This window comes from Salinimonas iocasae (assembly GCF_006228385.1).
In the GTDB taxonomy this organism is placed as follows: Bacteria; Pseudomonadota; Gammaproteobacteria; order Enterobacterales; family Alteromonadaceae; genus Alteromonas; species Alteromonas iocasae.
Map to the genome: position 1 here is coordinate 2702062 of NZ_CP039852.1, position 14075 is coordinate 2716136.

The following is a 14075-nucleotide window of genomic DNA, read 5'->3' on the forward strand; positions in this document are numbered from 1 at the left end:
CAATGAAAATATATCACTTTTCTACATAATTGAACGAGGCCTATTATACGTCTAGACATCTAAACACATTCAATATTAAGGAAGCGGCTATGACAGTTATTCATAATTTAGGTTTTCCTCGCATCGGCCCTCGCCGGGAATTAAAGTTTGCGCTTGAGAACTACTGGAAAGGCAACACTGAGCGTGAGGAATTGGTGGAGACAGCCCAGGCCTGTTTTGATGATAATCTATCCCGTCAGGCGAATCTTGACCTGCAGGCGGTTGGCGACTTCTCATTGTATGATCAGGTACTGGACCACATCGTGATGTTTGGCAATATTCCGGCACGATGTAAGGCCGGTGATGACGAGCTTCATCAGTATTTTCGTTTAGCCCGCGGGCGGGCACCCGGGGATGAAAATGAACAACATGTAGCGGCCGGAGAGATGACCAAATGGTTTGATACCAATTACCATTACATCGTGCCTGAATTCACTAACGAGACCACATTCACACTGAATGACAAAGCGTTAATTAAACAAATTCACCGAGCCAGAGGTCAGGGGCTGGATGCCAAACCTGTCATTATAGGACCATTAACCTATCTGTGGCTGGGTAAGGCTAAAGACGATATAAATCCATTATCGTTGCTGGAAAAATTGCTACCGGCTTATCTGGAGCTATTGCGTAATATTAGCCGCTGCGGTGTGCAATGGGTGCAGATTGATGAGCCTGCGCTGGTGACTGACTTATCAGCCCAGTGGCAGCAGGCATATCACGTCGCTTATCAGGCTCTGTCCCACAGTCCGGTAAAGTTGTTGCTCACTACTTACTTTGGTGCGCTTGAGGACAATCTGGAACTTGCAACACAGCTGCCTGTTGAGGGCCTGCACATTGATGCTGTTCGTGCCCGTCACGAAGTCGAAGCGGTCGTTAAGCAGTTGTCTCCGAAAAAAGTGCTTTCTCTGGGGGTGATTGATGGCCGGAACATCTGGAAATCAGATCTGACAGCGACACTCGACTGGCTTGAACCTGTCGCTGCGAAACGCGGCAACCTGTTATGGATTGCGCCAAGTTGTTCTTTGCTGCATGTACCGGTCGATTTGGATAGCGAAAGCCGTATAGATCCCGAGATTAAAAGCTGGCTATCCTTTGCAACACAGAAGTTGCAGGAGTTAGACGTGCTTGGCAAAGCGCTGCGCGAGGGACGCGAGGCCGTGGCTAAACAGTTAGCAAAAAACAATGCAGCGCTGCTAAGCCGCCGGGTGTCAGCGCGTGTGCATAACGATACAGTGCGTCAGGCTATAGCAGCTATAAAGCCAGAAGACCTAACCCGAACCTCATCGTTTGCAGCGCGTAATCGTTTGCACAAAGCGCACCTTCAACTACCGCTTTACCCTACTACTACCATTGGCTCGTTCCCTCAAACCGGGGAGATCAGAAGGCTTCGGCGTGAGCGTAAGGCTAATAATCTTTCTGATTTTCATTACAATACCGCTATCAGAGAGGTTATCGCTGACTGCATCAAAGAACAGGAAAACCTGGGGCTGGATGTTCTGGTTCATGGTGAAGCAGAGCGAAATGATATGGTGGAATATTTTGGTGAACAGCTTGAAGGCTTCGCGTTTACGCAGTTCGGGTGGGTGCAATCTTATGGTTCGCGCTGTGTTAAACCGCCAATCATTTACGGTGATGTACGCCGCCCCAAACCTATGACCGTGGAATGGGTTAACTTTGCACAATCATGCACAACCAAACCCTTAAAAGGCATGCTTACCGGGCCTGTGACTATTTTAAACTGGTCATTTGTTCGTGATGATCAGCCCCGCTGGCAAACCTGTCAGCAAATCGGTCTGGCAATTCGCGATGAAGTCATCGATTTGGAAAAAGCCGGCATACGCATGATTCAGATTGATGAGGCTGCATTGCGTGAAGGCTTGCCATTACGAAAATCTGAGTGGCACAAATACCTGGATTGGGCTGTGGATGCATTTCGGCTATGTGCAAATGCGGTATATGATACAACACAAATTCATACCCATATGTGCTATTCAGAATTCAACGATATTATAGAATCCATAGCGCGACTGGATGCCGATGTAATCAGTATTGAAACTTCTCGCTCAGATATGGCGCTGCTTGATGCATTCAACGACTTTGAGTATCCCAATCAGATAGGTCCGGGGGTGTATGATATTCACTCTCCCAATACACCCTCAATTGAAAGCATGGTGTATTTACTCAACCAGGCCGCCAGTAAATTGCCAGCACAAAATCTTTGGGTAAACCCTGATTGCGGTCTTAAAACCCGTCAGTGGGAAGAGGTAAAACCTGCACTTAAAAATATGGTTGAAGCAGCTAAAGCTCTGCGCGCGAAAGCTGCGGCGGCTTAAGTAAGGAACTCGCCTTCTACGTGATGAAAGCAGCACTGGCTGCTTTCATTGTTCATACTGACCAGCGAAAGCTTTGTCTGAATGGCTTGTACCTGTGTCACATCCCTGTCACGTTATACTATTAGGTTATTGAAAAGATGAAGTGGCTGGAATCCTCATGCGACATCTGCTGATATTTTTGTTTGCTTTCTACACTACTCCGATATTTGCTCTAGATATTATTGCCCATCGTGGCGCCTCAGGTTATCTGCCTGAGCATACGCTGGAGGCTGCAACCCTCGCCTTTGCGCAGTCGCCTGATTTTATTGAGCAGGATGTGGTACTCACCCGTGATGGTATTCCAATTGTGCTACACGATATCCACCTTGAGACCGTTACCGATGTCGAGCAGGTATTTCCCGACAGGGCCCGTACTGACGGGCGTTATTATGCTATCGATTTTACGTTAGACGAACTTCGTACCCTAAAGGTGCATGAGCGGCACAACCGGTCAGGACAACAAGTTTACGAAGACCGTTATAAGGGAAGCCTGGCGCATTTTACCCTCTCATCGCTGGATGAGCATATTGAGCTTATTCAACAGCTTAATAGCGCCTTAGGTAAGAACGTCGGCATGTACATTGAGATAAAAGCTCCACGTTGGCATAAACAACAAGGCAAGGATATTTCTGCTATCGTTCTGAAGCTGTTGCGTGAACGGGGTATGTTAAAGCCTGAAGCTAAACTAGTCCTGCAGTGTTTTGATTTTTCAGAAACCCAGCGTATTCGAAAGTCTTTGGGATATAAAGGCACACTGGTTCAGCTGGTCGCGGTAAATAGCTGGAAAGAATCCGATACTGACTATCGCTGGCTACTCACGAAGGACGGACTTGATGAAGTGGCAAAAGTGGCCGATGGGATCGGTCCCTGGATCCCACTGCTCTTTGCTGAAAATGATAAGCAGCAGGGATTGGGTGATGTGAACGACTGGGTAGCGTGGGCTAAGTCCCGGGAGCTATTTCTGCACCCCTATACGTATCGTTCGGATGCTCGTATCGAAAGTATTCCGGGGCCAGTGTTATTAGAACGGCTGAACAACGAGGTGGGTATCGACGGCATTTTTACTGACCAGGTACCAGCTGTAAAAGCCTACCTGAACCAGCAAAATGATAACTAGCTTTTCGACAAACGCACTACCACTCGTCTGTTCAGCGCGCGGCTGTCACTGTTTTCATTCGATGCAATGTGACGTTTTTCACCATGTCCGGTCACTTCGATACGTTCGTCAGATACACCCAGCGCCGTAAGGTAATCTTTTACCTGAGAGGCGCGCTTTACAGAAAGCTGCTCATTGCTATAGCGCGCACCATAGCTGTCGGTATAGCCATCCAACAGAACCAGCTCAAGGTTGCTGTCCTCTTTAAGGTATTCGCCAATCATCTGCAAACGCTTCTGGGCATATTTGGTCAGCTCGGTACTGTTTTTCTGGTAGGACAGCACGGTGTATGCGATATCTTCGAAACTGTAGGGTAATAATGCGGAAACGCAGTTTACGAACTCGTGATAACTGCCGGTAAAATTACTCGCATTAAGCGCCACGGCAACCTTGTCATAACGGTTATACCAATCCTGATAATAAATGGTTGGCCAGTAGCCTTTTTCTAGCTCGCTCAGCATCGTCCATGCCGCCTCTTCCGGTAAATCCCCATCGTATTGTTTACGCAGTTTCATATCCGCTATTTCTCTGGCCTGGTGACCGGGCATCCATTTAGGCGGAACAGAATAAACAGCAGCAATGCCGGCTTTTTTAGGTAACAACGACATTTGCATTTCAAATTCCATATTCAGCTGCTTTGATGCAACACTGGTAAATGTCGCCTTTCCGTAGCCGGGAACCGAATGCGACAGCTCGCACTGGAGGCGGCTTTGCTTATCCAGCAACCAGTCTGAAGAAGCTACCGGCGCGGAATACTGGCGCATCGCTGCATTGGACGAAAACGCACATAATAGGCTTAATCCAATAAGAATCGTATGTCTGAGTTTCATACCTGCTACCGTTTAAAAAACCTGACCGTCTATCACAATATCGTCATTTTCGCGAAAAAGTTTAGCACAGATTATGTGTCCGACAGCGTCAAAGCGTGCGAAACCAAGACAGGGCTGGATATGCCCATTGAATATTGCGATAATTTTCTTTTATCGCATACGCTTCCATTCATTTGAGAGGCGCGTCAAAAGAGGTTCTATGACTGACGAAACTCCCGCTCTGGCTTCCCGGTTCAGAGGCTATTTTCCCGTTGTTATCGATGTGGAAACCGCAGGGTTTAACGCATCGACCGATGCGTTATTGGAAATAGCAGCAGTAACGCTAAAAATGGATGAGCAGGGAGATTTACATCCGGACGAAACCTTTCATGCACATGTTACGCCTTTTGAGGGGGCCAACCTTGAACCAGCGGCACTGGAATTCAATGGTATTGATCCTGAATGTGCTCTGCGCGGTGCAATTGAAGAATCACAGGCGATGAAGGGGCTGTGTAAGGCTATCCGCAAGGCGCAGAAAAACGCCAACTGTCAGCGCTCGGTAATTGTGGCTCACAATGCAAGTTTCGACCAGGGGTTTGTTAACGCGGCATTGGCGCGTAGTCAAATAAAACGCACGCCGTTTCATCCATTTGTATCCTTTGATACTACGTCGCTGGCGGGTCTGGCGGTTGGCCAGACGGTGCTGGTGAAAGCGTGTCAGGCGGCGGGCATCGCGTTTGATCAGAAAGAAGCGCACAGTGCACTATATGATGCCAGCCGGACTGCTGAGCTTTTTTGCTATATTGTTAATCGGTATAAGTCGTTGGGAGGCTGGCCTCTGCCCGACCCAAAAGCAACTGCAGAATAAAAAAAGCCCGGTTACCAGCTAACGGTAACCGGGCTCGTTCTCACCAGTGTTTGCTTATAGTTTATCAGCTTCACTGGACAGGAATTTAGCTACGCCTTCAGGACTCGCATCCATTCCTGACTTTCCTTCAGTCCAGCCTGCAGGACACACTTCACCATGTTCTTCATGGAAGCTCAGTGCGTCTACCATGCGCAACATTTCGTCAATGTTGCGACCCAGCGGTAAATCATTAACAACCTGATGACGAACCATGCCTTCTTCATCAATCAAAAATGAGCCACGGAACGCCACACCAGCTTCCGGGTGCTCAACATCATAGGCTTTACAGATTTCGTGTTTAACATCGGCAACCAGTGTGTATTTAACCGGGCCAATACCGCCTTCATTCACTGGCGTATTACGCCACGCATTGTGAGAAAACTGAGAGTCAATGGACACACCAATAACTTCCACACCGCGCTTCTGGAACTCTTCGTAACGCTTGTCAAAAGCAATAAGTTCTGAAGGACATACAAAAGTAAAATCCAGTGGGTAGAAAAAGATAACCGCCTTTTTACCCTTAATCGCTTCGCTTAGTGAAAAAGTATCAACAATCTCACCATCACCCTTTACGGCTGCGGCAGTGAAATCAGGTGCCTGACGGCCTACTAATACGCTCATGCTTTACTCCATAGAAGTATAATTTAGTTTTTATAATGGCCCGATAGCATCGCTCTTCGGGCATAGAGAATATTGGTGCGGGAACAAAAATTACAACCGTCGGTTGTAAGGAAAATTGCCTAAAACAATCTTTGATAAATCAATGGGTTTACACTTTGTGTTAAAAATTAAACATCTGAATGCTTGAACCAATCGTAAATAGCAACTATTATCATTCGCAGTGATTTTTAGAGGATTCTGTCGATGTACGTTTGTATGTGCTATGGCGTAACAGATAAAGCTATTCAACAAGCGGTAGAAGCCCACGGGGTCGGTAATCTTCGTGAGCTCCGTGAAGTTATGGAGATTGGCAGCCAGTGCGGCAGATGTATCTCTATGACGCAGGATATCATCGATGCCACAATTATTGATGAATCCTTATTCAAAGAAGTTTCCTAACCAATAGTATTGCTTTAGAACACCACCGATACGTTCGCATAATAAAATCCGCCATTAATACCACTTGGTGATGTCGGCGGATATTCAGACCCTACTTCCCCGCGGTACGGATTTAATTCAGGCCGTGCATCAAAAATGTTTTCCGCCCCCACTGACAGTGTTGTAGATTCGGTAAACAGCCAGGCTATTTCAGCATCCAAAGTAGTCACTGAACCGGAATAAATATCAAAGCCAGCCGCCGCATCAAGGTGATCTTCGTAAAAGCTACCGTAATAATTTGCCCGCCATAACCCTGTTATATTGTTCCAGTGGTGTTTAACCGTAAAGGTGCCGCGATGCGAGGGTAGATTTTCTTCAAGCATGCGAATTCTTGATGGCGTCAGATTCGCCTCAAAGCGCTGCTCACCAGAAGCATCCTGAACAGGATACAAAGACACTCTCTCAACCCGGGTATCGGTCCAGTTATACGCCAGATTCATATCGTGCAAAAACGCCCCGGTTTTAAGCTGGTAATGCAAAACTACGTCGATTCCCTGTGTCTGCGTATCAAAATCATTTGTGAAGTACTTCGCGGCTGCGTAATTCAGCGCATCATCCTGGCCAATTGCCAGCAACGCGTCTATATCCTGCTGAGTCAGTTCAATGGCAGAGGTTGTGCTGATTCTGTTGCGTAAGTCGATATTGAAATAATCAACGGTCATGTAGAGGTTATCGTCAAAAAACGCAACACCACCAAAACTGTAGTTTACAGACTCTTCCGGGCTGAGCGCATCAGCGCCTAACTGAAGCGATATAGGATGCGTAGGAGGTAGTGTTGCCTGGTCTTCCAATCCCTGTGCCGCGTAGGCAGTGGTCACGTTTATCACATTGCTCTGTCCTACCGTAGGTGCTTTGAACCCTGTACTGACAGAGCTGCGCAGAGCCAGCTGCTCAGTGACCGGTAAACGCAGCGTCAGCTTACCGTCAAATGTAGAGCCAAAGTCTGAAAAGCGCTCAACCCGGACTGCCACACCGGTTTCCAGATCGCCAAAGCGGGTTTCGGCATCCAGATACAGAGCCCAGTTGTGCCGGCTCCAGTGGCCGGCAGCCGCTGGCTGATAACCGGGAAAGCCATTAGAACCGACGCTGAATCCCTGAGATAACCCACTTTGCGGGTTAAACGCAAAAGGACCAGCCTGCCAGGATGGCTCATCACCGGCTTTTTGATGATAACTCTCTCGCCGCCATTCCAGCCCCATACCCAGGTTAACAGGCGCGATATGTTGCCAGTCCGGCTCAAAGACCTTCGACAAATCGAGATTTACCGTCCGCTCCACCTGGGCTACAGCACCTGGCGAGAAGTCGGTTGGACTGTCAGGTCCCAGAGAAGGATTAACCGTGTTCGACAACGTGTACTCAATATTTGAATATCCAACCCCGGCGCTGATATCAAACAGCCAGTTTGACGCTGTCTGCCCTTTCATGCCGAAAAAGGCTGAGGCATCATTGATGGTGCCGCCAAACCGGGGAGTAAATCCGCCAGGATACCACTCGTTAAAAGCAAAACAGTTCCTACCCACCGCTGTTTGTTCATTGGCAATCACCTGATAATCAGGCTGTGTTAGCACGTTATCTGAATCAATGGTCACCCGGGGACAGGCAATGCCCTGATTAAGGCCATCTAAATCTGCAATTAATAACGAACGTTCATCCTGATACTCGCGACTGAATACCCCGTCACGTAAGTGTGGGTGACGAAAGTAAAACCCCCCTTCAATTTTTCGCTGTGCAAGATTTCCAAACGCATAAAGCTGTTTGTTCTGGTCGATGGGGTAACCAAAATTTCCTGCCAGCTTAACATCGTGCTCAACATCCAGTGTTCCCCACACCTGAGCGGGATTTGACACAAAGGTATTGCCAGCATTCTCCAGGGCCAATGCATCGGACCGTTGCACCGTACGGGAAGTAGGCTTTTGCTGCGTGTATTCAGCGGTAAGATTGGCAAATCCCTCTTCAAAAAGAGGCAGACCAACGTTTCCCTGTAACTGCAGCAGTTGTCCGTCTGACTCGAAATACTGGCCACTTTTGACAGAAATACTGCCGCCCTCGCTGTCATCCCTTAGTACAAAATTGATGACTCCGGCTATCGCGTCTGAGCCATACTGGGCAGCCGCACCATCCCTTAATACTTCAACCTGCTTCATCGCGCTGGCAGGCAGAACCGAGATATCCGGGCCCTGAGCACCATCAGACAGCCCCCCACCTAAAAAGGTAATAACTGCTGAGCGGTGACGCCGCTTTCCATTCAATAGTAACAGCGTATGATCTGAAGCCATACCCCGCAGGTTAGCAGGGCGAACAAGACTGGTAGCATCATTAATTGGCTGATCGTTAACGTTTAGAGAGGGCACCGATGCAGCGAGCATATCCAGTAAATTGGCGCCGGACTGCGCGCGAAATGCGTCATCAGTGATGATATCCAGTGGCACTGATGAAGAGGTAACGCTTCGCGGCGAGCTTCGGGTACCAACAATGGCTATGCGCTCCAGGCCAAAAGTGAGCTTATCTGACTGTGTGTCGGCGTTATCTTTTAAAGGCGGTGGCGTGGCAGGTAGTTCGCTGACATGTCTTACCGAAAACGTACCCGTTGCATCAACATGGATGGCCAGCTCAGTACCTTCCAGTAATTTTTGAAGCCCTTCTCTTAGCGTGAATTGCCCCGATAGCGAGTTGGTTTCAAACTTTTCAACCAGCTCGTAATCAAATAAAAGTGTGGTATCGGCTTGTCGTGCAAATTCCGTAAGCGCCTCATCTGCCGACTGGGAAGAAATGGTAAAATTGAAAACCGGCTGCGCGGCGATACACTGGAAGCTCGCGCACAGGCCTGCCAGCACAGTTAAAGAACATAACGTGCGCAGGTGCTTTTTCATCGGAGATCAGAAAAGCCTGTTCCAAGCCGTTTTTTTACAGACAATGCTTTACAACTGTGTGTATTAATCACGCGCTTAGCGACACTCTTGATACTAATGAAGTTGATGCAGTAACAATAGTGTCATACTGGCACAGATATTCACGAAAGAGAATATGCTTCGGTGAACCTTATTAGTTAACTGCCCTGCGCGCTCGATGTTGCCTGGTAAAGTTCAATAACCAAGCCGTCGCCCCGCCTATGTACGATATTAAAGCTGTTCTTCAATGCAGACAGCAAGCCACTGATGTCACCCACTTTAAAATAGCCCGCCACACGCTTGTCTCGCAAAGCTTCATCAGTAATTTTGAAAGTCACCGGGGTATAGCGGCCAATTTCTTTAAGCGCAACATCCAGAGGTTCACCGGTGAATACGATCATGCCCTGCTGCCAGGCAAGGTCCTGTTGCATTACATCAGGCTGAAGCTGCAGCCGTTCACTGATATCACCTTTTACAGTTGCCTTTTCACCGGAGATAAGTAATTTTTTATCGTGCTGGATATCCGGATTAATCAGCGCTGTTGCATCACTGGCCTGCTCAGTTTCCAGCAGGTCTCTCACCAGCACCTTGCCTTCTGTTACAACCAGCTCAAAGCCATCTGTATCAGTAAGCTCCATGTTGAAGGCGGTTCCGATAGCGGTAACGGTGTTATTGGCTGCCTGCACAATAAACGGACGGTAATGGTCATGCGCTACGGTAAAGTGGGCCTCGCCCTGTTTAAGTGTGACACGCCTTACATTGCCGCTGAAATCAGTCTGTATAATACTGTTCGTGTTCAGCTGAACCAGTGTACCGTCTGACAGTTTCACATCACGCTGCTCACCAATCGCAGTAGCTATACGCTGAATGGCGTGCGCCTGTCCTGATGAATCACCCGATAACCAGGGCGTAACACCAAACAGTGTCAGGCATAAACCGACAATGACAAAAGATGCAGCAATCGCATGGCGGCTTCGGTATAAATGGCTGCGAAAGGTCTTCGAGGGCTGTTTAGGCGCAGCAGAATTCAAAGGCTGTAATTCACTAAGCACACTCATGTCGTCCCAGACATCAGCCAGCTCAAACAGAATGCGGCGGTGCCCCTGACTGGCGTTCAGCCAATGACTGAGTGCTGTCTTTTCATCTTCTGACAAGCCGCGGTCAATACGGCTTATCCAAACAGAAGCTTGCTCGTAGATTTCGTCTTTGCTGGTAAAGTGACTGATATTGTTCATTGACTTCGAACATCCTGACCTGACTGGCTATTTACCATTGAGTCGTTGTTATCACTCAGTGTAGCCATATACTTTGAACACATCAGCAGACCTTTTGCGACATGCTTTTCAACCGTGCTTTCGCTTAGCCCTACCAGTTCTGCAATTTCCTTTTGCTTCATTCCATATACTTTTTTAAGCAAAAACACCCGTTTTACATCGGGAGATAATGTCGTTGTTGCACGACAAAAATGAATAAAACGCTCTTTGCCTTCCACATGCTTTTCCAGCGTATGGCCTACCAGATCGTACGGTAGTGCATCCATATTCTCGATAGGATCGTTTAGCGTACTGGCTGCACTCGATACATGATTCAGCGCCAGGTTTCTGACTGTCTGCAGCATGTAAGTACGCTCATACTGAATATCCTGATTCAGCTGCGCTTCATAGCTCTTAATGAACGCTTCCTGCACGATATCTTCAATATCATCCGGACTAACTATGGAGCTTACTGCCCGCATCAGCTTGCCGCGATATTTGATAAACGTATCAGCGAGTGTGGATTTATCTGACATGAGTCGATTTATCGTATTTTATGAAAACCGAGACCGCATACTGTTTAAGCTTGCGGCACAAAATAGTTTAAGGCCGCTATAGTGCAGTAGCCAGTAAAAATTGTCACCTGTTAACCCGCTTAAATACGCGAGTAAAAGTGTAAAGAGGGGCTCGAGGCCCCTCATCAAACGTTAAAAGGTATAAATAGCGCGGGCGTAGTAAAAGCCCCCGTTGATACCAATTGGCGATGTCACCGGATAAGCCGCACCTGCTACTTCATTGTCGTACAGAACGTTCTCGTCAGGATATTCATCTAACGCGTTTTTCGCACCAGCGACTAACTGAATGTTTTCACCGATGTAGTATCCTACTTCCAGATCCAACGTGATTTCACTGCTAATATCTTCAATCGGCAACCCTGAATCCAAATGGTCTTCATAAATGCTGCCAAAGTAGTTCAGTCGGCCCAGTAAACGCCAGTTCTCATTGGTATGCGTGGTGGTCAAACTCCAGCGCGTAGAGGGAAGGTTGTCTTCCAGCATGCGAATACGCTCAGCGGAAATGTTATCTGAGGCTTCGTCCACTTCTGTGGATGTCCAGTTATATGCCAGTGAATACTTCGTATCACCGCCAAACATCTCATGACTGTAGTTCGCAACAACATCTACACCTTCAGTCGTCGTGTCAAAGTCGTTGGTGAAAAAGCTGACTTCTGAGAAGCTGGATGCATCACTGACGCCCTGAGCCAGCAGTGCTGCAATGTCTTCATCGGTCAGCTTTATACCAGACGTAGTACTGATGCGGTCTGTCAGTTCGATGTTGTAATAATCGGCAGTAAAGAAGAAGCCATTATCAAAGTTTGCTACCACACCGAAGCTTAAGCTTTCTGATTCTTCAGGCGTCAGCACCGTACCACCTTTTTGTACGGAAATAGGATCCGTAGGTGGCAGTGTTGCGCGGTCAATCAGTTCACCATCGGTACCAAACGCGGTTGTTACGTTACGCACGTTAGTCTGACCAATCGTTGGTGCCTTGAAGCCTGTTGAAAATGCGCCGCGAAGGGCCAGTGTATCGGTAAGCTGCCAGCGGGCTGAAATCTTGCCTTTGGTGGTATCACCGAAGTCTGAAAAGTCTTCGTAGCGCACCGCACCTGCAACCAGGAAGTTTTCAGTCAGATACATCTCTGCATCCAGGTAGAATGCTATGTTATGACGAGACGCTTCACCCTGACTGCGCGCTGATAACCCCGGAAAGCCGTTTGAGCCGATCCCAAAGCCCTGGGAAGCCAGTGGGCCGATCTCGTAAGATGCGGTATCTCCGGCGAAGCTTTCATAGGACTCATGACGATATTGGAAACCACCCGCTAAGAACAATGGGTCAGCCATGCCAATATCAATGGGCTTTGTCAGGCCAAGGTCAAAAGTCTGTTCTGATTGTGTATATCTGCCTGGTTTAAAGGATGTTGGCGTTGCCGGCCCCAGTGAAGGGTTAACGGTATTTGATATAGCAAAGTCAACTTCGTTCTGGCCCAGGTTTACACTGACATCGTAACCAATTTCATTGGCCAGTTCGCCTTTGGTACCAAATACCAGAGACATATCGGTAATGGTTCCGCCGAAACGAGGGGTGAAACCGCCCGGGAATAACTCATTAAATGCAAAACAGTTAGCGCCAACCGCTGTGCTATTATCGGCAATCAGACCATAATCAGCATCATCAAGAACATTACCGTCACTAATTCTGACTGTTGGACACTGAACACCGGTACCCACGCCGTCCAGGTCACCGACCAACAACAGCGGAGTGCCGTCGTCATCGACTCCGCCATCGTTTACACCACCGCGAGTGTGTGGGTTACGATAGTAAAATCCGCCCTCAACTTCACGCTCGGCGTAGTTACCAAACAGGTAGGCTTCAGATGAGTTGCTTAGTTCCATACCCAGGTTGGCAAACAATTTTATATCGTCTTTTATTTCCGGATTACCCCAGATTTGTGCGGGATCAGCAACAAATGTATTCCCGGCGGCAATCAATCCTGCAGCATCATCACGCTGGACACTGCGTGAGGTAGGATCAGCAGTACGGTATTCGGCAGTAAAATTGGCAAAACCATCATCGCCTAACGGCAGGCCAATGTTACCGGAAACCTGCATCATCTCACCGTCGCCCTCGTAGTAAGAGCCGTATCGCGCTTCGGCAACACCACCTTCAGAGGCGTCTTTAAGCACAAAGTTTACAACCCCGGCAATCGCATCTGAGCCGTACTGAGCTGCCGCACCATCACGCAATACTTCTACCTGTTTGAGTGCGAACGCCGGAATGACAGAAATATCCGGGCCCTGGGCACCATCTGATAAACCACCGCCCAAAAAGGTGATAACTGCAGAGCGGTGACGACGCTTACCATTGACCAATACCAGCGTATGGTCAGAGGCCATGCCACGCAGGTTCGCAGGGCGAACCAATGTTGATGCATCGTTGATCGGTTGCTCATTAACGTTAAATGATGGCACTACTGTCTGTAACATCGAGACCATGTCAGTAGAGCCCTGATTTTTGAACTCTTCATCTGAAATAATATCAATAGGTACAGGAGACTCGCCCACTGAACGTGGCGCAGCGCGAGTACCAACAACCGCAATTTGCTCTACATCTTCAGGTGCTTCCTGAGCGCTTTGCTCTGTTTGCTCCTGGGCTATCGCGGTATTAAAAGATAAGAGTGAAATTGCGGCGGATGCTGCAAAAACAGAACGAAGGTTTTTTGCCAGTGGTGACAAAGTTGTTTTCATAAGTTTCCCCGAAGAACAGTATTTTTCTTAATGCAGCCTCATCAGGCATCGTTTTTATTTTCAGGCGCAAAAAGAGAACGTTTTCACTTGTTGTTACAGGCTGAAATTCAAACCTGCGTCTTCGGTTATAAACAGTAAATGGCTGGAAAACAAACAATTCCAGGTAAAAAAATTATTTATTTTCAGAGCATAGAGGATTTTATTTTCTGACTTGTCTATATAGTTATCGGCGCTTTTACGCCGTGCAA

At 47.9% G+C, this 14075-nt stretch carries 10 protein-coding genes; 4 read left to right on the top strand and 6 right to left on the bottom strand.

Going from position 1 to position 14075, the window contains the following annotated elements; genetic code table 11:
- The first annotated feature begins 89 nt into the window (after positions 1-89).
- Together metE and glpQ are read left to right on the top strand one after the other, a co-directional pair.
- Positions 90-2372, top strand: coding sequence for a 5-methyltetrahydropteroyltriglutamate--homocysteine S-methyltransferase (metE, locus tag FBQ74_RS11995; protein WP_139756886.1), 2283 nt, complete (start codon positions 90-92; stop codon positions 2370-2372).
- A 157-nt stretch (positions 2373-2529) separates the two neighbouring features.
- Positions 2530-3528: a glycerophosphodiester phosphodiesterase gene (gene glpQ, locus FBQ74_RS12000; RefSeq protein ID WP_139756887.1), complete on the top strand. Its 999-nt coding sequence runs from the start codon at positions 2530-2532 to the stop codon at positions 3526-3528.
- Here the strand turns inward: glpQ and FBQ74_RS12005 are convergent.
- The gene (locus FBQ74_RS12005) at positions 3525-4397 is read right to left on the bottom strand and encodes a flagellar protein MotY (protein ID WP_139756888.1); all 873 of its coding nucleotides are present in this window, start codon (positions 4395-4397) and stop codon (positions 3525-3527) included. The genes glpQ and FBQ74_RS12005 overlap by 4 nt on opposite strands.
- 199 nt (positions 4398-4596) lie before the next feature.
- On the opposite strand from FBQ74_RS12005, the gene rnt reads away from it, so the two are divergent.
- Positions 4597-5244: a ribonuclease T gene (gene rnt / locus FBQ74_RS12010; RefSeq protein ID WP_139756889.1), complete on the top strand. Its 648-nt coding sequence runs from the start codon at positions 4597-4599 to the stop codon at positions 5242-5244.
- A gap of 54 nt (positions 5245-5298) precedes the next feature.
- Here rnt and FBQ74_RS12015 read toward each other — a convergent pair whose 3' ends face one another.
- Positions 5299-5904 carry a peroxiredoxin gene (locus FBQ74_RS12015; RefSeq protein ID WP_139756890.1) on the bottom strand — a complete coding sequence of 202 codons (606 nt, stop codon included), beginning with the start codon at positions 5902-5904 and terminating at the stop codon, positions 5299-5301.
- A 243-nt stretch (positions 5905-6147) separates the two neighbouring features.
- Here FBQ74_RS12015 and FBQ74_RS12020 point away from each other — a divergent pair, with 243 nt between their 5' ends.
- Entirely contained in the window at positions 6148-6342 is a 195-nt protein-coding gene (locus tag FBQ74_RS12020) for a (2Fe-2S)-binding protein (protein WP_139756891.1), read from the top strand.
- Between the two features lie 14 nt (positions 6343-6356).
- On the opposite strand, the gene FBQ74_RS12025 is transcribed toward FBQ74_RS12020, so the two are convergent.
- The 4 genes from FBQ74_RS12025 to FBQ74_RS12040 form a co-directional block, all read right to left on the bottom strand.
- Positions 6357-9251 (bottom strand): TonB-dependent receptor plug domain-containing protein, encoded by a 2895-nt coding sequence (locus tag FBQ74_RS12025; protein WP_139756892.1) that lies wholly within the window; start codon positions 9249-9251, stop codon positions 6357-6359.
- 176 nt (positions 9252-9427) lie between these two features.
- The gene (locus FBQ74_RS12030) at positions 9428-10504 is read right to left on the bottom strand and encodes a FecR family protein (protein ID WP_139756893.1); all 1077 of its coding nucleotides are present in this window, start codon (positions 10502-10504) and stop codon (positions 9428-9430) included.
- Positions 10501-11058 carry an RNA polymerase sigma factor gene (locus tag FBQ74_RS12035; protein ID WP_139756894.1) on the bottom strand — a complete coding sequence of 186 codons (558 nt, stop codon included), beginning with the start codon at positions 11056-11058 and terminating at the stop codon, positions 10501-10503. Before FBQ74_RS12035 ends, FBQ74_RS12030 begins: the two co-directional genes overlap by 4 nt.
- Positions 11059-11229: 171 nt before the next feature.
- The gene (locus FBQ74_RS12040) at positions 11230-13827 is read right to left on the bottom strand and encodes a TonB-dependent receptor plug domain-containing protein (protein ID WP_139756895.1); all 2598 of its coding nucleotides are present in this window, start codon (positions 13825-13827) and stop codon (positions 11230-11232) included.
- Between the last annotated feature and the right edge of the window lie 248 nt (positions 13828-14075).

Excerpts from the sequence above, each read along its gene's own strand:
- metE (WP_139756886.1), top strand. The coding sequence starts at position 90 with ATGACAGTTATTCATAATTTAGGTTTTCCTCGCATCGGCCCTCGCCGG.
- glpQ (WP_139756887.1), top strand. The coding sequence starts at position 2,530 with ATGCGACATCTGCTGATATTTTTGTTTGCTTTCTACACTACTCCGATA.
- FBQ74_RS12005 (WP_139756888.1), bottom strand. The coding sequence starts at position 4,397 with ATGAAACTCAGACATACGATTCTTATTGGATTAAGCCTATTATGTGCG.
- rnt (WP_139756889.1), top strand. The coding sequence starts at position 4,597 with ATGACTGACGAAACTCCCGCTCTGGCTTCCCGGTTCAGAGGCTATTTT.
- FBQ74_RS12015 (WP_139756890.1), bottom strand. The coding sequence starts at position 5,904 with ATGAGCGTATTAGTAGGCCGTCAGGCACCTGATTTCACTGCCGCAGCC.
- FBQ74_RS12020 (WP_139756891.1), top strand. The coding sequence starts at position 6,148 with ATGTACGTTTGTATGTGCTATGGCGTAACAGATAAAGCTATTCAACAA.
- FBQ74_RS12025 (WP_139756892.1), bottom strand. The coding sequence starts at position 9,251 with ATGAAAAAGCACCTGCGCACGTTATGTTCTTTAACTGTGCTGGCAGGC.
- FBQ74_RS12030 (WP_139756893.1), bottom strand. The coding sequence starts at position 10,504 with ATGAACAATATCAGTCACTTTACCAGCAAAGACGAAATCTACGAGCAA.
- FBQ74_RS12035 (WP_139756894.1), bottom strand. The coding sequence starts at position 11,058 with ATGTCAGATAAATCCACACTCGCTGATACGTTTATCAAATATCGCGGC.
- FBQ74_RS12040 (WP_139756895.1), bottom strand. The coding sequence starts at position 13,827 with ATGAAAACAACTTTGTCACCACTGGCAAAAAACCTTCGTTCTGTTTTT.